The sequence below is a fragment of the Ensifer sp. YR511 genome, assembly GCF_900103045.1.
Classification (GTDB): Bacteria; Pseudomonadota; Alphaproteobacteria; order Rhizobiales; family Rhizobiaceae; genus Ensifer; species Ensifer adhaerens.
This window is the reverse complement of sequence record NZ_FNGR01000003.1, coordinates 206,984-224,342: the sequence shown is the minus strand read 5'-3', so window position 1 is coordinate 224,342 and position 17,359 is coordinate 206,984. Positions and strand designations below refer to the sequence as shown.

At 63.0% G+C, this 17,359-nt stretch carries 14 protein-coding genes; 10 read left to right on the top strand and 4 right to left on the bottom strand.

The window, feature by feature from the left end; all coding sequences use genetic code 11:
• The first annotated feature begins 2 nt into the window (after nt 1-2).
• Nucleotides 3-881: a DUF6492 family protein gene (locus BLU15_RS08190; protein ID WP_060584341.1), complete on the top strand. Its 879-nt coding sequence runs from the start codon at nt 3-5 to the stop codon at nt 879-881.
• Between the two features lie 15 nt (nt 882-896).
• On the opposite strand, the gene BLU15_RS08185 is transcribed toward BLU15_RS08190, so the two are convergent.
• Entirely contained in the window at nt 897-2,171 is a 1,275-nt protein-coding gene (locus BLU15_RS08185) for a lipopolysaccharide biosynthesis protein (RefSeq protein WP_090294957.1), read from the bottom strand.
• A gap of 260 nt (nt 2,172-2,431) precedes the next feature.
• On the opposite strand from BLU15_RS08185, the gene BLU15_RS08180 reads away from it, so the two are divergent.
• Both BLU15_RS08180 and folD read left to right on the top strand, forming a co-directional pair.
• Nucleotides 2,432-4,447 carry a GumC family protein gene (locus BLU15_RS08180; protein ID WP_090294955.1) on the top strand — a complete coding sequence of 672 codons (2,016 nt, stop codon included), beginning with the start codon at nt 2,432-2,434 and terminating at the stop codon, nt 4,445-4,447.
• A gap of 251 nt (nt 4,448-4,698) precedes the next feature.
• The gene (gene folD, locus BLU15_RS08175) at nt 4,699-5,598 is read left to right on the top strand and encodes a bifunctional methylenetetrahydrofolate dehydrogenase/methenyltetrahydrofolate cyclohydrolase FolD (RefSeq protein ID WP_034800773.1); all 900 of its coding nucleotides are present in this window, start codon (nt 4,699-4,701) and stop codon (nt 5,596-5,598) included.
• 48 nt (nt 5,599-5,646) lie between these two features.
• Here the strand turns inward: folD and BLU15_RS08170 are convergent, their stop codons facing one another.
• Nucleotides 5,647-6,678: a substrate-binding domain-containing protein gene (locus BLU15_RS08170; protein ID WP_034800775.1), complete on the bottom strand. Its 1,032-nt coding sequence runs from the start codon at nt 6,676-6,678 to the stop codon at nt 5,647-5,649.
• A gap of 294 nt (nt 6,679-6,972) precedes the next feature.
• Here BLU15_RS08170 and BLU15_RS08165 point away from each other — a divergent pair, with 294 nt between their 5' ends.
• From BLU15_RS08165 to BLU15_RS08135, 7 genes are all read left to right on the top strand, one after another.
• Complete coding sequence (locus BLU15_RS08165; RefSeq protein ID WP_090294953.1) at nt 6,973-8,331, top strand: ABC transporter substrate-binding protein; 1,359 nt, start codon at nt 6,973-6,975, stop codon at nt 8,329-8,331.
• A gap of 189 nt (nt 8,332-8,520) precedes the next feature.
• The gene (locus BLU15_RS08160) at nt 8,521-9,534 is read left to right on the top strand and encodes a carbohydrate ABC transporter permease (protein WP_060516515.1); all 1,014 of its coding nucleotides are present in this window, start codon (nt 8,521-8,523) and stop codon (nt 9,532-9,534) included.
• 1 nt (nt 9,535) lies between these two features.
• Complete coding sequence (locus tag BLU15_RS08155) at nt 9,536-10,681, top strand: carbohydrate ABC transporter permease (protein ID WP_089044685.1); 1,146 nt, start codon at nt 9,536-9,538, stop codon at nt 10,679-10,681.
• Between the two features lie 28 nt (nt 10,682-10,709).
• Entirely contained in the window at nt 10,710-12,362 is a 1,653-nt protein-coding gene (locus BLU15_RS08150; RefSeq protein WP_371589640.1) for a beta-galactosidase BglA, read from the top strand.
• 49 nt (nt 12,363-12,411) lie between these two features.
• The gene (locus BLU15_RS08145) at nt 12,412-13,500 is read left to right on the top strand and encodes an ABC transporter ATP-binding protein (RefSeq protein ID WP_060516511.1); all 1,089 of its coding nucleotides are present in this window, start codon (nt 12,412-12,414) and stop codon (nt 13,498-13,500) included.
• Nucleotides 13,501-13,728: 228 nt separating this feature from the next.
• Nucleotides 13,729-14,136 carry a hypothetical protein gene (locus BLU15_RS08140; protein WP_034800789.1) on the top strand — a complete coding sequence of 136 codons (408 nt, stop codon included), beginning with the start codon at nt 13,729-13,731 and terminating at the stop codon, nt 14,134-14,136.
• A 77-nt stretch (nt 14,137-14,213) separates the two neighbouring features.
• On the top strand, nt 14,214-14,579 hold the full coding sequence (locus BLU15_RS08135; RefSeq protein WP_090294950.1) for a GFA family protein: 366 nt from the start codon (nt 14,214-14,216) through the stop codon (nt 14,577-14,579).
• Nucleotides 14,580-14,638: 59 nt separating this feature from the next.
• On the opposite strand, the gene edd is transcribed toward BLU15_RS08135, so the two are convergent.
• Entirely contained in the window at nt 14,639-16,459 is a 1,821-nt protein-coding gene (gene edd, locus BLU15_RS08130) for a phosphogluconate dehydratase (protein WP_034800791.1), read from the bottom strand.
• A 195-nt stretch (nt 16,460-16,654) separates the two neighbouring features.
• A complete protein-coding gene (pgl, locus tag BLU15_RS08125; protein ID WP_090294949.1) occupies nt 16,655-17,353 on the bottom strand; it encodes a 6-phosphogluconolactonase in 699 nt (232 codons plus the stop codon).
• Nucleotides 17,354-17,359 lie beyond the last annotated feature (6 nt).

The window sequence follows — 17,359 nt, the reverse complement described above, 5'->3', positions numbered from 1 at the left end:
CCATGCGCACAGCCATTGTCACAGCGTCCTACGCCAATGACTTCGAGCGCTGCCGGCTGATGTGCGAAAGCATGGACCGCAAGCTTCAGGGCGATTGGAAGCACTATCTGCTGGTTGCCGATTTCGACGTTAAGCTCTTCCGGCAACTGGAGGGCTCCAGACGCCAGGTTATCAGCGAACGCGATCTCCTGCCCTGGTGGCTGCATCCCGTCACCGACCCGCTTTCGGGCGGCCGCCGGAAGCTGTGGCTCAGCCCCTTTGGCCTGCCGCTGCGTGGCTGGCATGCCCAACAGCTTCGCCGCCTGGTGCTCGCGCGCCACATCGACGAGGCGGCGATGTTTGCCGTCGATTCCGATGTCGTCTTCCTGCGCGCCTTCGATCCCGCCAGCCTCTGGCAGGGAGAGCGGTTGACGCTCTACCGCAAGGACGGGGCGATTAATGCGCAAATGCGCTCCAACCATCTCGAATGGCTCGCCCATTCCGACAGGCTTCTCGGGATCGGCCCCTACACGTTGCCGGCCAACGACTATATCAACACGCTGATCGCGTGGCGCACCGATACCAGCCGCAAGCTGCTCGAGCACATCGAGACGCTGCACGGTCGGAACTGGGTGAGGGCGATGACCCGCACCCGCGCCTTCTCCGAATGCACGATCTACGGGCGCTTCGTCGACGAGGTGCTGGGCGGGGAAGGTCATGTTCCCTCTGATGCCGCGCTCTGTCATGTGCTCTGGTTCGAAGACAGCTACCGGCAGGATCTCTCCGGTCTCAGGGCGTTCTTGAAGGACATGGCGCCGCATCAGGTCGGCATCGGCGTGCAGTCCTTCGTCGGCCACGATCTCGACGATATTCGCCGGGCGGTGTTCGAACTCGCGGCCTGAGGCATCTGTCTTGCTTCAGATGACCCGATCAGCCGGCTTTCTGAGCGCCGAATAGGTCAGTCCGAACGAGAGCGCGTAGAGGACCAGGAAGATCCCGTTGAGCGCCGGCGCCCAGGTCGCGACGTCGGCCGTCGTCTGCAGCAACAGAACCAGCAGCCCCACCTTGACGACGCCAGCAATCAACAGGTTCAGCATGCGCCGCACAGTGCGGCCGGTCGCGTAGAGCAGTTCGGAGTGGTACTCGATCAGGTTGCGGAACGAGGGCACGAGCACGATCATCGCGACAATCGGCGCGGCTGCCGACACGTTGCGCCCGAGCCCATCGGGGAAGACCCACAGATAGAATGCCATGGCCGCGATGGCGGCAAAGGACGCAAGCGCCACCAGGAGTTCGATCGAGAGCCGGACGCGCCAGCGGGCAATCGCCTCGGGCGTTCGCATGATGCGCTGGACGAGCAAGGTGTTGAATGACCGCACCGGCAGCGCCGTCAGGTCCGCCAGCCGCATCAGGATGGCATAGAGGCCGGACACCGCCGGCCCGCCAATGGCGAGTACCGCAATCTTGTCGAACTCCGATTGGATGTAGAACAGCACCTCGGCGCCGGCGACCGACACCGAATCCGCCCAGCGCCGGAAGTAAAGCCGTGGCTGCCAGCGCAGCCGGACAGGCGGGTAGAACCAGAGAAGGGCCACCAGAAGGCCGAGCGCATTCGCAAGCAGATAGAGGTAGGACCAGGCTTCGAGCGTTTTCCAGGGGAGCAACGCAAGGAGCACGGCAGCGGCGGTGCGGATCGCCGTTCCGATCACCACGAGGAGGGCGCCGCGCCCGAAGCGACCGAGACCGTTCAGCACGATGACGGCGGTCTCCAGCCCGCGCCAGCAGAGGATCTCGGCCAGCATGAAGGCAGCAAAAGTGCCGGCAGCCATGTCGCGGGAAAAGAGGGCGAGGAAGGTGATCGCGCAGATGATTGCGATCAACGGCAGCGACAGCACCGCGCCGACCAGAAAGCCGGCGCTATAGGTGCCGACAAGCAGCGGCTTTACGGTCGCGACCCGATAGAGCGGCGACATGAAGCCGAAGGCAAGCACGCGCGATATCATGATGCCGGCGGCAGACGCGGTCGCGAACAACCCGAAATCGGCGATGGCGAGCGTGTTGGCAACGGCGATGAAATAGACGAGCGACAGCACGAGCCGGCCCGCCGAACCTCCGGTCATCGAGAGGTAAGCGTGGATGAGCGCCCGGTGGCGGAGATAAAGCGCTTTGATGCGATGGGGCACGGCCGACATTTCCAGTAGCGCGTTTCCCGCTCGATGCCGATGGAAACGCTCTATCTCCTTGATATCTCACAGTTCCAAGGGCAGGGCGCGCAAAGCGTTCGCCTGGAATTGCGCTCGTCTCTCCGTCATAGGCGGGAAAGCTTAATAAGGCGTGAGATCACGCCGTTCGCGCCGTCACTTCCCGCCGAAATTAACGATTTGTTTTCCATGTTTCCTTAGGTTGGCTTCACTATTCGGAATTCGCCGTTTCGGCAGCCGCGGGATCAGTCATGTTCAACATCGACGACGAGAAACGCCCGGTTCCGCGTGCATCGTTGCTCGATTTTGCAGCAGAGGACGCGCGCGACCCCGCGCGTGCGCGAGACAGGCGCACCGCCGACCCGCAGGGTGCAGGCTCGTCCTTGCTCGGTCGTCTGTCCGGTTCCGGTGGATCAGCCAATCAATCAGCGGCCCGGCGCGAAAACCACTCGAAAGGTCAGCCCCCGCGCGGCGAAACGGTGCGGCCGACAGCCAAGGCACCCGCCGCCCGTAACCAACCCGGCCTCGGCGGCATGCGTGGCAAGTTTGCGCGCTGGCTTGCCGATAGTCCGCCTGAGGGGGCTGCGCCGGGAGTGACAGCCGACGGGCGAGCCGCAGGTGACCGCCCGCTCGTGGATATCAAGACCGTGGTGCGCGCGGTCTGGCAGCTCCGCAAGATCATTCTCGCGACCACGGCGCTCGGCGCCGTCGGTGGCGTCCTGCTGGCGTTGTCGACGCCCAGCGTCTTCGTTTCCGAAAGCAAGCTCTACGTCGATCCGCGCGAAGTGCGGCTGACGGATTCCGACCTGTCGAAACAATCGCTCGCAACCGAAGGCATTCTCGCCATTGTCGACAGCCAGCTCGAAGTGTTGCGCTCGCGAACGGTTATGGAAAAGGTCGCGGCCAGTCTCGATCTGGAAAAGGACCCGGAATTCGCCGGCAAGGGAGCCGGTGGCGACGCGTCCGCGCGCGTCCTGAAGACCTTGGGCGAGGCAATTCAGGTCTGGCGCGATCCGAAAACCTTCATCGTCACCATTGAGGCGAAGACCAGGGATCCCGAGAAGTCGGCACTGATTGCCAACCGATTGGTGGACACGTTCCTCGGCGAGGAGACCGCCGCGCAATCCGGCTTCTTCCAGAAGACGACGGTTGCGCTCGACGCGCGTATCAAGGAACTGAAGGCTGAACTGGACGCGGCCGAAAAGGCCGTCGAGGATTACAAGGCGAGCAACGACATTGTCGGCGCCGGCGGCGAATTGATCGCCGACAAGCAGCTCCTCAGCCTCAGTGATCAGGTCGCTGCGGCCCGCAATCGCATCGCCGAGGCGAAAGCCAAGGCCGAGGCGTCCGGCAAGGTGCAGCTCACCGATGTTCTGACGGGCGCCTATCCCGAGGAAATCAGTTCGCTGGCGCTCTCCGAACTGCGCAAGCAATACGCGGCGACCAGGGCGCAACTGAGCGCCCTTGATGCGAGCCTCGGGCCCCGCCATCCGCAACGCATCGCCGTTCAGCAGGCACTCGAGTCGTCGCGCTCGGAGATCGCCAACGAGTTGCGCCGCATCGCGGCTGCGGCGGGGACCGAGCTTGACCGCGCCCAGCGAACGGAACAGGACCTCGTGCAGCAGCTTGCCGTCCAGAAGGCGCGCCAGATCGATTCCTCCGCCGAATTCGTCGAGTTGCGCGAGCTGCAGCGAAAAGCGGCGGCGACCCGCGAGATCTACGAATCCTTCCTGAAGCGCGCCGGCGAGACGCGCGAAGAGGAAAAGCTGACCGCGAAGAACATCCGGGTGATCTCCAAGGCCGAGCCGGCGCTGCAGGCAAAAGGGCCCTCCCGCAAGATCATCCTGATCGCCGCCACCATGGCGGGTTTCTTTGCCGGCCTCGGCCTCGGCGTGCTGCTCGGCATCTATCGCAGCTTGAACGGATTGTTTCCCGCAACCCGGAAGGCCGAGGACGATGAGGCGCCCGAGCCGCCGGAACCCGATGGCGGCCCCGAGCCCACACGGCGCCAGCAGCCGCAGCCTGATCCGGCTTCGGCCAAGCTCGAGCTGCCGCCGCAGTTCAGTCCGGCTGCGCACCATGCACAATCGCTGAACGCTGCCTATGCCGTTGCTCGCAGGAGCGCAACGGCGGGTCCGGTCACGGCTCAGCCTGTGCCGCAGACCGTAGACGAGGATGACGCCGACATCGCCAAGGTCCAGGAAGGCCTTCGCGCGCTGAGGTCTCGCGTCGAGCACTATTCCCGCCAGAAGCTCGCGCGCCGTTGATACGACGGGCGGAGAGGCACGCTTCATTCGCGAACGTCTTGTGAGGCTGAGACCTCACGGCTTTCGGCGAAACCACGTGCACCTCTCAGTCTTGAGAGGAAATATCATCGGGGCACTCGAAACGGCAGCCAACCTCGTTGTCGCCTCTTGCATTTATGCGTTTGGGACAGCATAGGGCGCGTTGAGGCCATCGCCTTCTCTGAGGCGAACTAGAGTATGCCGCGTGAACAGGAAGCCAGGAGGAACATGCCGTGACGACTGTGATTGATGGCAAGAAGGTCGCCGCTTCGGTGATCGAAAGCGTGAAGGCCGCGACCCGTGCGCTCGAAACGGATGCGGGTGTTCGCGCAGGTCTCGCGGTCGTGATCGTCGGCGACGATCCGGCAAGCCACGCTTATGTTTCTTCCAAGAGCAAGATGGCCAAGGAGTGCGGTTTCCTGTCGGTCCAGCACACCTTGGCCGAGGCAACGACCCAGGAAGAGCTCGCTGCACTCGTGGCTAAACTCAACGCCGATCCCTCTATCCACGGCATCCTCGTGCAGCTTCCGCTGCCGAAACATCTGAATTCCGAGCCGATCATTCAGTCGATCCTGCCCGAAAAAGACGTCGACGGCCTGCACGTCGTCAATGCCGGCAAGCTTGCGACCGGCGATCTCGAAGGCGGTCTCGTCTCCTGCACGCCGGCCGGCGCCATGGTCTTCGTGCGCCAGACCCATGGCGACGATCTCTCCGGTCTGAACGCTGTCGTCATCGGTCGCTCGAACCTGTTCGGCAAGCCGATGTCAGCGCTGCTGCTTGCCGCCAACGCGACGGTGACGACCGCCCATTCGCGCACCAAGGATCTGGCCGCCGTCTGCCGCAACGCCGATATCCTCGTTGCCGCCGTCGGACGCCCCGAAATGGTGAAGGCCGACTGGGTGAAGCCGGGCGCGACGGTCATCGACGTCGGTATCAACCGCGTACCAGCGCCGGAGAAGGGGGAGGGCAAGTCCAAACTCGTCGGCGACGTCGCCTTTGCGGAAGCCGCCGAGGTTGCAGGCGTGATCACGCCGGTGCCGGGTGGCGTCGGACCGATGACCATCGCCATGCTGATGGCCAACACCGTGATTGCCGCCTATCGCAAGGCCGGCCGCAAGCCGCCGCGCTTCTGATCCTGGCTCATATGGGATGATGAGACGCGTCGCGATTGCGGCGCGTTTTCATTTTTGCGGGGCAGGTCCGGTCGAGGCGCGCACGATGAGTTCGGCGCGCCAGAGTTCCTGCTCCGGATAGTCGCCGCGCTTCAGGATGCCGCCGATCAGCCGTGTGGCGATACGCGCCCCGGCGGCCCGCAGCGACGAGCGTGTCGTTGTCAGCGGGATGCTGAAATTTTCGGGCTTCAGCATCGGCAAGACGTCGTCATGGGCGATCAGCGAAATGTCTTCGCCGATTTTCAAGCCCGCCTGGTTGATCGCCCTGACAGCGCCAAGCGCCAGCACCGTACTTGAACAGAGCACCGCCGTCGGCGGCTGCGCGTGCTGCAGGAAGGGCTGCATGCTGCGGTAGCCGTGCTCGTCGGTCATCAGCGAATGCTGGACAAGCGCCTCGTCGAGCGAAAGGCCGTGTTCGGCGAGCGCCCGCAGCATGCCTTTTTTCCGGCGAATGGAAAAAGCCAGATATTCCGGCCCGTTGATCAGCGCAATCCGCTGGTGTCCGAGCTGTATAAGCAGCCGTGTCGCGTCGTAGAAGGCACTCGTATTGTCGATGTCGAGGAACGGATAGTCGCGGCTTTCGCCAATCGACCGGCCGTGCACGACGAAGGGGATCGAGAGCGATTTCAACATGGCGATGCGCGGGTCGTTGGCGCGCATATAGGCGAGGAAAAGCGCATCGACATTGCCGCTGGCCGCCAGGCGCCGGAAGGTCACCTCCTCGTCCTCCGGCGCGCTCGGATTGAGCACGAAGTGGAAGTCGTGCTTGACCGCCTCTTCCGCCAGCCCTGCCAGAAACTCGCCGAAATGTACGTCGGAATCGATGCCGGGCGCGATCGGCATGACCATGCCGATCGAATAGGCCTTGCCGGTGGCCAATCGCTGCGCTGCGCGGTTCGGCCTGTAGCCGGTCTCACGCACGGCCTGCAGCACGCGCTGACGGGTTTCGGCGTTGACTTCCGGATAGCCGTTCAGCGCCCGGCTGACCGTCGTCTGTGACAGGCCGAGCAGCTCCGCCAATTGCTTGAGATTGACCGCCATGGTCGGGATTCCTCTCAAAGCGCTTTGGATACCCATATGATTTTTGGTGTTTGGCCCCAGCGCCCTCCGGTTTGTGTAGCATCCGTTTTTCGAGCAACAAAGCGGAATTCAACTATTGCGCGGTGCAAAACGTTACCGCAGGGCACAAATACGTCGCATGGAGAACAGCGATGGGAAAGCTCTTGACTCCGCGCGTGTCGCAATGGTTTGTTAGCGAACTCAAAGCGCTTTGAATTTTTCGCGCATTGTCGTCTGCCCGGCGGGATCCGGGTTCATCTTTGGGAGGAGAAGAACGTGAAGAGATCATTGCTGTTGGGCGTGGCCGCCTTTGCCCTGATTGCAGGTGCAGCCGGCGCCGCCGACCTCAAATTCAAGCCGGGCGAAGATACGAAGTTCAACTGGGCGAGCTTCGAGGAGTTCAAGAAGGGCCACGACCTTAAGGGCCAGACGCTGACGATCTTCGGCCCCTGGCGCGGCGAAGACGAGGCGCTGTTCAAGAGCGTCTATGCCTACTTCACCGAAGCGACGGGCGCCGAGATCAAGTACTCCTCGTCTGAAAACTACGAGCAGCAGATCGTCATCGACACCCAGGCCGGCAGCCCCTCCGAAATCTCGATCCTCCCGCAGCCGGGTCTGATCGCCGATCTCGCCTCCAAGGGCTACCTGACGCCGCTCGGCGACGAAACCCAGAAGTGGCTGCTCGACAACTATGCCGCCGGTCAGTCCTGGGTCGATCTGTCGACCTACAAGGGCAAGGACGGCAATGCTGCGCTCTTTGCGTTCCCCTACAAGATCGACGTGAAGTCGCTCGTGTGGTACTCGCCGGAGAACTTCGAGGACGCCGGCTACGAAGTGCCGAAGACCATGGAAGAGCTGAAGGCGCTGACAGAGAAGATCGCCGCCGATGGCGGCAAGCCCTGGTGCATCGGCCTTGGCTCCGGTGGTGCCACCGGCTGGCCGGCCACCGACTGGGTGGAAGACATGATGCTGCGTACGCAGCCAGCCGACGTCTACGACAAGTGGGTGAAGAACGAGATCCCGTTCACCGATCCAGCCGTCGTCGGTGCGATCGACGAGTTCGGTTGGTTCGCCAAGAACGACAAGTTCGTCGATGGCGGTGCAGCAGCGGTTGCCTCGACCGACTTCCGCGACAGCCCGAAGGGCCTCTTTGCCTCGCCGCCGAAGTGCTACCTGCACCACCAGGCGTCGTTCATCCCGTCCTTCTTCCCCGAGGGCACGAAGATCGGCGAGGATGCCGACTTCTTCTACATGCCGCCTTACGAGAGCAAGAAGGATCTCGGCAATCCGGTGCTCGGCGCCGGCACGCTGGCGATGATCACCAAGGACACGCCGGCTGCACGCGCCTTCATCGAGTTCCTGAAGACCCCGATCGCCCATGAAGTCTGGATGGCGCAGACGAGCTTCCTGACGCCCTACAAGAGCGTCAATGTCGACACCTACGGCAACCCGCCGCTGAAGAAGCAGGGCGAGATTCTTCTGAACGCCACCACCTTCCGCTTCGACGGTTCGGACCTGATGCCTGGCAAGATTGGCGCCGGTGCGTTCTGGACCGGCATGGTCGATTTCGTCGGCGGCAAGTCGTCGGCCGACGTCGCGGACGGCGTGCAGAAGGCCTGGGACGCCATCAAGTAACAACAGATGACGGGCGGCAGCAATGCCGCCCGTTGCCGACCCGGGTTCGCTGCCAGGGCGGGACGAGGAAAAGCGTTGCGGTCTCCGTGCGTTTCCGCCCCCAACCCTTGAGAGGCCGCGCGCCCCAATGAGAACGGCGACAATCGCCAGCCCTGCACGGGGACGTGCACCCAAGGGGAGGGACATGTCATGTTTTATCAGCTAGCCGCTGCTGCGGGGTTCATGCTGGCCGGGGTGCTCGGCTGCGCTGCCTATTTCTGGGGAACCAGCCTTGTTCTCGACCTGATCTTCCCGTCCAAGGGAAAATCAGGTGTGGTCGCCTCGCGAAACCTGCGCATCACCAATGCCATCCGCCCGTGGCTGTTCCTCGCACCCGCGCTCTTTGCTCTGGCGACCTACCTCATCTACCCGGTGATCATGTCGCTCTGGTACAGTTTCCACGACCGCGCGGGTCAGAATTTCGTCGGCGTCAGCAACTATGCCTGGATGGTCAACGACGGCGAATTCCGCCAGTCGATTTACAACAACTTCCTCTGGCTGCTCGTCGTCCCGGCGCTCTCGACCTTCTTCGGTCTCGTCATCGCGGCGCTCACCGACCGGATCTGGTGGGGCAATATCGCCAAGACCCTGATCTTCATGCCGATGGCGATCTCGTTTGTCGGTGCCGCGGTCATCTGGAAGTTCATCTATGATTTCCGCCCCGAGGGTGCAGAACAGATCGGCCTGCTGAATGCCATCGTCGTTGCTTTCGGCGGCGCCCCGCAGGCCTGGATCACGCTGCCCTTCTGGAACAACTTCTTCCTGATGGCGATCCTCGTCTGGATCCAGACGGGTTTTGCCATGGTCATCCTGTCGGCAGCCCTTCGCGGCATTCCGGAGGAAACGATCGAGGCCGCCGTCATCGACGGCGCCAATGGCTGGCAGATCTTCTTCAAGATCATGGTACCGCAGATCTGGGGCACGATCGCCGTCGTCTGGACGACCATCACCATCCTGGTGCTGAAGGTCTTCGATATCGTGCTCGCGATGACCAATGGCCAGTGGCAGAGCCAGGTGCTCGCCAACCTCATGTTCGACTGGATGTTCCGCGGTGGCGGCGACTTCGGCCGCGGGGCTGCGATCGCCGTCGTCATCATGATCCTCGTCATTCCGATCATGGTCTGGAACATCCGCAATGCGGCCAAGGAAATGAAGGGGCACTGAGATGAATCCAGCGACACGTTCTCCCCTCATGTGGGTCGTCCACCTCTCGGTCTTTCTGATCGTCGCACTGTGGACGCTGCCGACCGCAGGCCTTCTGATCTCGTCGCTGCGCGACAAGGACCAGCTCGCCGTTTCCGGCTGGTGGACTTCCCTTTCGACTTCGTCGCAGAACACCGTCGTGAGAGCGCCCGGCCCCGAAAGCCAGGTGGAGCGCGACGGCAAGTTCGTGATCTCCGGCAATCTGCTCGAAGGTCAGCCGGGCCAGATCTCCGCCTTCGGCTTCAACAGCCGTGAGCCGACTGCGTTCAAGGCCGGCGAAACCGCCGAGCTCAACGACGGCGAGAAACTGACCGTTCAGGCCGACGGCAACTTCGAGATCGTTTCCGACAAGAAGATGGAAGGATCGCGCGGCCAGCGCGTCTTCGTCACCGCATCATCGCCGCCGCGCTTTACCTTCGACAACTATGTCGAAGTCCTGAGCGCCGAAGGCATCGGCCGCTCCTTCATCAATTCGCTGACGGTCGCCGTGCCAGCGACCATCATCCCGATCATGATCGCCGCCTTCGCGGCCTATGCGCTTGCCTGGATGCCGTTTCCGGGCCGTGCGATCCTGATCGCCGTGGTCGTCGGCCTCCTCGTCGTGCCGCTGCAGATGTCGCTGATCCCGCTCTTGAAGCTCTATAACGGCGTCGGCGCCTTCTTTGGCGTGCCGGCCAAGACCTATGTCGGCATTTGGCTCGCCCATACCGGTTTCGGCCTGCCGCTGGCGATCTATCTGCTTCGCAACTACATGGCCGGCCTGCCGCGCGAAATCATGGAATCCGCCCGCGTCGATGGCGCCAGCGATTTCGATATCTTCGTCAAGATCATCCTGCCTCTGTCCTTCCCGGCGCTCGCTTCCTTCGCGATCTTCCAGTTCCTGTGGACCTGGAACGACCTGCTGGTCGCCATCGTGTTCCTGGGCGCGGGGCCCGACGAACTGGTCCTGACCGGCCGGCTCGTCAACTTGCTCGGTTCACGCGGCGGCAACTGGGAGATCCTGACGGCCTCCGCCTTCATTACCATCATCGTTCCGCTGATCGTCTTCTTCAGCCTGCAGCGCTATCTCGTGCGCGGCCTGCTGGCGGGCTCGGTCAAGGGCGGCTGACATCTGAGGACTTTCGACGACAATGAGCATGACCGAAATGAGCACTTCCACTTTGCAGGCCGATCGGGATTGGTGGCGCGGCGCGGTGATCTACCAGATCTATCCGCGCTCCTACCAGGACTCCAACGGCGACGGCATCGGTGACCTCAAGGGCATCGTTACCCGCTTGCCGCATATTGCCGCCCTCGGTGCCGACGCAATCTGGATTTCGCCGTTCTTCACCTCGCCGATGAAGGACTTCGGTTATGACGTCTCCAACTATAGCGATGTCGACCCGATCTTCGGCAGCCTTGCCGACTTCGACGCGGTCATAGCCGAGGCGCACCGCCTTGGCATCCGGGTGATGATCGACCTTGTTCTCTCGCACACGTCGGACCAGCATCCCTGGTTCGTCGAAAGTCGGTCGAGCCGGACGAACGCGAAGGCTGATTGGTACGTCTGGGCTGATTCCAGGCCGGACGGCACCCCGCCCAACAACTGGCTGTCGATCTTCGGCGGCTCGGCCTGGGCGTGGGATCCGACGCGCCTGCAATATTACATGCACAACTTCCTGACCTCGCAGCCGGACCTCAACCTGCACAATCCGGAAGTGCAGGATGCACTGCTGGCCGTCGAGCGTTTCTGGCTGGAGCGCGGCGTCGACGGCTTCCGCCTCGACACCATCAACTTCTATTTCCACGACAAGCAGCTGCGCGACAATCCGGCGCTGGCGCCGGAGCGCCGTAACGCCCAGACCGCACCGGCGGTCAACCCCTACAACTATCAGGAACATCTCTACGACAAGAACCAGCCGGAGAACCTCGAGTTCCTGAAGCGCTTCCGCGCCGTTATGGACGAGTTCCCGGCGATCGCTGCGGTCGGCGAAGTCGGCGACAGCCAGCGCGGTCTGGAGATCGCCGGCGAATATACCTCCGGCGGCGACAAGATGCAGATGTGCTACGCCTTCGAATTCTTGGCGCCGGATCCGCTGACACCGGCGACGGTCGCCGAGGTTCTCCGAAACTTCCAGAAGGCGGCGCCAGAAGGTTGGGCCTGCTGGGCCTTCTCGAACCATGACGTCGTGCGCCATGTCAGCCGCTGGGGAGCGGGCGTTGCCGATCGCGACGCTCATGCGAAACTGCTTGCGAGCCTTCTGATGTCGCTGCGCGGCTCGGTCTGCATCTATCAGGGCGAGGAACTGGCGCTGTCGGAAGCCGAGCTTGCCTATGAAGACCTGAAGGATCCCTATGGCATCCAGTTCTGGCCGGATTTCAAGGGTCGCGACGGTTGCCGCACACCGATGGTCTGGGACGGTGCCACGGTCAATGGCGGCTTCGGCAGCGCAAAACCCTGGCTGCCGGTGCCGGCGGAACACCTCAAGCGCGCCGTGTCGGCGCAGCAGGGCGATCCGGCCTCGGTGCTCGAGCACTACCGTCGCTTCCTGCATTTCCGCAAGGCGTATCCGGCGTTTGCCAAGGGCGAGATCGAGTTCCTGAGCACGGACGGCTCGGTGCTTGCTTTCGTGCGCAGCCACGGCAACGAGAAGCTTTTCTGCCTGTTCAACATGAGCGGCGTGCCGGCTGCGGCCACGCTGCCGAACGAGCCGGTGGCTGCATTGGAAGGGCACGGCTTCGTGTCCGAGGTCAAGAACGGAACGGTGCATCTGCCGGCCTGGGGCGCCTACTTCGCGCGGCTGGTGTGAAGGCAGATGACAACAGAGATAGACGGGAAGAACCGAAGAGGAGGGTGCAATGACGGGTCTGCTGCTTAAAGATATCCGCAAGTCCTACGGCGCGGTCGATGTCATTCACGGCATCAATCTCGACATCAAGCAGGGCGAGTTCATCGTTTTCGTCGGCCCGTCCGGCTGTGGAAAGTCGACGCTTCTGCGCATGATCGCCGGTCTCGAGGAGATCACTGGCGGCGACATGTTCATCGACGGCGAGCGCGTCAACACCGTGCCCCCGTCGAAGCGCGGCATCGCCATGGTGTTCCAGTCCTATGCGCTCTATCCGCACATGACCGTCTACGACAACATGGCTTTCGGCATGCGGATCGCCAAGGAAAGCAAGGAAGAGATCGACCGTCGCGTGCGCAACGCCGCCGATATCCTGCAGCTGACCAAGTATCTCGACCGTCTGCCGAAGGCGCTCTCCGGCGGGCAGAGACAGCGCGTCGCCATCGGCCGCGCCATCTGCCGTGACCCCAAGGTCTTCCTGTTCGACGAGCCGCTCTCGAACCTCGACGCGGCCCTTCGTGTCGCCACCCGCATCGAGATCGCCAAGCTCAGCGAACAGATGGCGGGCACGACGATGATCTACGTCACCCACGACCAGGTGGAGGCAATGACGCTCGCCGACCGCATCGTCGTGCTGTCGCAGGGGCACATCGAGCAGGTAGGCCCGCCGCTCGAACTCTATGAGCGTCCGGCCAATCTGTTCGTCGCGCGCTTCATCGGCTCGCCGGCGATGAACATCATCCCTTCGACGATCACGGCGACCGGCGCGCAGACGACGGTGAAGCTGACCGGCGGCAAGAGCGTGACGCTCGATATCCCGACCGACTCCTCGCAGAACGGCAAGATTGCGAGTTTCGGCGTTCGCCCGGAAGACCTGCAGGTCTCGACAGGCGACGACTTCCTGTTCGAAGGCACGATCTCGATCGTCGAGGCGCTCGGCGAAGTGACCCTGCTCTATATCGAGGGTCTCGTCGACAAGGAGCCGATCATCGCCAAGATCCCCGGCATCCTGCCGGTTCACCGCGGCGACAAGGTGCGCTTCACGGCCGACAAGGCCAAGCTACACCTCTTCAACGACGAGGGCCGCAGCTACCGCGTCTGAAGCAATTGCAGGAAAAGTGCGAAGCGGTTTTCCGTCCGGAGTTGCGGCCTACTTCCAAGGAAACGTGCGAAGCGGCTTTGCGTTGAGGATTGCGTAACCAAGATTCCTGGTCACGAACTTGCTCCGCCCGGTTTTTGCCGGGCGGTTTTTCATCCGGTCGTCGGACCAACCGTCTGTTAAATCTCTGCCGCTAGTCTGTATCAAAAGGGGATATGGAAAGGCATTTCGATGAACGGCGCGGCACCTGTCTTGCAGCACTTCCTGAACAAGGAAGAGTCCTTCATGTACGATCGAGAGACCAGCTTCCCGATGGAGGACACGCGAAACGAGGCGCGCATCGAATACACTGAGAAGGGCATGACGCAACTGAGCTCTCGTCGCTGCGAAATCATCAAGCTTTCGAAAAGCGGCGCGCTGATCAGCATCCTCACGCAGTACCAGCTGCCACAGAATTTCTACCTGGATATCCCGAGCGCACGCATCCAGATGGTCGGCTGCCTGTTGAAGCGGGTGCATGCCAACAACGTCATCGAGGCGCGCTTCCTGCGCATGCTGACGGACCGCGACCTCAATCGTATCTTCGTCTACAGCAGCCATCCGAACCACCGCAACCGGACGCTCGACATCTACCGCTGAGTGCCATGCTGGGCTTGACGGCTCCACGGCGCTCAATGGATGGTTGTAGTCTCAATCAACGGATTCGGACCTGAACCATGCAGCGACCCTATCGGCTTTCGTGCCATTGCGGCGATATCGCCGTCGAAGTCGACGAAGAGCTTGGTGGGCTCGTCGACTGCAACTGCTCCACCTGCCGGCGCTCCGGCTTCCTGCATTGGAAGGTGGATGCCGCAAAGGTAAAGCTCTTGACCGAAAAGCGCCGCCTGTCGAGCTACATCTGGCGCGGCCTCAACGAGGGGCACCATTTCTGCCCGACCTGTTCGACTCCGATCATGCGCAGCGGCTATCCGGATAACAAGATCTCGATCAATGCGCGCTGCATCGAGGGGGTCGATGTCTTCACGCTGGAAATCGAGCGCTATGACGGGCGCAACGACATGTTCCCCGGGCCACTGCCCTGAGCTTTTCACGATCGTTTGAAGACCAAGCGCCGCCCCAATGGGAGCGGCGCTTTTCTATGTCAGTGGAAGAGAACGCTGGCGCCCTGATCAGCCGCACCCGCGATCGCGCGGAAGGGCGCGAATAGCTCGCGGCCCATGCCGAAGTCGTTGTCCGAAAGATCCGCATGCGCGGGCACACGTGTCTTGAGTGCGATGTCCTCGACCAGCACCTCGATCGTTCCGGCAACAGCGTCGATGCGGACGATATCGCCTTCCTGGATGCGAGCGATCGGGCCGCCGTCCTTTGCCTCCGGCGTCACGTGGATTGCTGCCGGCACCTTGCCGGAGGCGCCGGACATGCGGCCGTCCGTCAGGATGGCGACGCGCTGGCCGCGGTCCTGCAGAATGCCGAGCACGGTCGTCAGCTTGTGCAGTTCCGGCATGCCGTTCGCCTTCGGACCCTGGAAGCGCACGACGGCGACGAAGTCGCCCTCGAGCTTGCCGGCCTTGAAGGCGGCATTGAGCTCGGCCTGGTCGTGGAAGATCTTGGCAGGCGCCTCGATGATGTGACGGTCCGGCTTGACGGCAGAGATCTTGATGACGGCCTTGCCGAGATTGCCGGTCAGCATTTTCAGGCCGCCCGAATGCTGGAACGGCTGATCGATGGTCGCAAGCACCTTCGGGTCAGCGCTTTCCTTCGGCGTCGGCACGCGTTCGACATTGCCGTCGGCGCCAAGCCGGACGTCGATCTTGTAGGCGTCGAGTCCCTGGCCGACGACGGTGCGCACGTCGTCGTGCAGCAGGCCGGCGCGAAGCAGCTGGCTGATCAGGAAGCCCATGCCGCCGGCGGCGTGGAAGTGGTTCACGTCGGCGAGCCCGTTCGGATAGACGCGGGCCAGCAGCGGAACGATGTCCGAGAGCTCTGAAATGTCCTGCCAGGTGAGCACGATGCCGGCAGCCCGCGCCATGGCGACGAGGTGCATCGTGTGGTTGGTCGAGCCGCCGGTCGCATGCAGGCCGACAACGCCGTTGACGATCGAGCGCTCGTCGATCATTTCGCCCGCCGGGGTGAACTCGTTGCCCATGGCGGTGATCGCCAGCGCCCGCTTGGCGGCTTCCTTGGTCAGCGCGTCGCGCAGCGGCGTGCCCGGATTGATGAAGGAGGCGCCGGGCAGGTGGAAGCCCATGATCTCCATCAGCATCTGGTTGGAGTTGGCGGTGCCGTAGAAGGTGCAGGTTCCCGGTCCGTGGTAGGACTTGGATTCCGCCTCGAGCAGTTCGTCGCGGCCGACCTTGCCTTCGGCGAACAACTGGCGCACCCGCGCCTTCTCGTCGTTCGGCAGGCCCGAGGTCATCGGTCCGGCGGGCACGAAGATCGCCGGCAGGTGGCCGAAGGTGAGCGCTGCGATCACGAGGCCCGGCACGATCTTGTCGCAGACGCCGAGATAGACGGTGGAATCAAACATGTTGTGCGACAGGCCGACGCCGGCCGCCATGGCGATCAGGTCGCGGGAAAACAGCGAGAGCTCCATGCCCGGCTGCCCCTGCGTTACGCCGTCGCACATGGCCGGCACGCCACCGGCGACCTGGGCGACGCCACCTGCCTCGCTTGCCGCCTGGCGGATCAGCGCCGGATAGGTCTCGAACGGCTGATGCGCCGAAAGCATGTCATTGTAGGAGGTGATGATGCCGAGATTGGCCACGCGGTCGCCCGCAAGCGCCACCTTCTCGGCGGGGGAACAGACCGCAAATCCATGCGCGAGGTTGCCGCAGCCGAGCACGCTGCGATGCGGACCGCTCGATGCCGCCCGGCGGACGCGATCGAGATAGGGCTCGCGGTGGGGTTTCGAGCGCTCGACGATGCGAGCCGTGATCGAGGCAATGCGGGAATCGGCGGACATGACAAATCCTGTTCCGGAGTCTTCAGACTCCTCATCTTCATCCAGTCATCGTCCGGAGCGCGGCGAGCTTGGGAGAGCGCAAGCCGCGTCCCGGCGTTTCTCAGAAACACCTGTCCATTCCGACGGGAGCGCGCCACCGGCTGAACGTGTCTCCAAAGTTCCTATCGGGCCGGTTCGGCCCAACATCATTCCGATCTACGGCGCCCAGTAAATCTGCACCGGCGACGCGGCGCGGCGCAGCATCGCGCGGATCGGCATGTCCTTTTCGTCGCCGGCATCTTCAGCCTTGGCGAGAACCGCCTTCTTGCCCTCGCCTTCGATGTGCAGCACCAGAAGCCGCGCATCCTGAAGGCTGGCAAAAGTAAAGGTCAGCCGGGTTTCGCCTGCACCCTCGGCTTCCATCGTGATCACGCCGCGCGGCGTTGCCGGATCGATGGCGCGCGCGAGCTGCGATCCGCCCGGGAAGAACGATGCGGTGTGCCCATCCGTTCCCATGCCGAGGATCGCCACGTCGAACGGTGCACCGATCTTCGCCGTTTCCCGGCTTGCGAGATCAGCCGCGGCCTCCGCTGTCGGGGCCGCCTGGTAGAGCGGCAGGAAAGTTGCTGCAGCGGCCTTGTCCTGAAGCAGGTTGGCCGCCACGAGGCCGTGGTTGGAGCGGTCGCTTTCCGGCGGCACGAAGCGTTCGTCGACCAGCGTCACCGTCACCTTGTCCCAGGCGATGTCCTTCTTCGAAAGCGCCTGGAAGAATGCCTTGGGCGTGGAGCCGCCGGAGACGGCGATGCTTGCGGAGCCGCGTGCGGCGACACCGGCAGCAAGAGCGCTGCTGACCGCATCGGCAAGGCCTTGCGCCAGTGCTGCGCCGTTTTCGAATGTATGAAGCTTAGACGTCATCGGCGC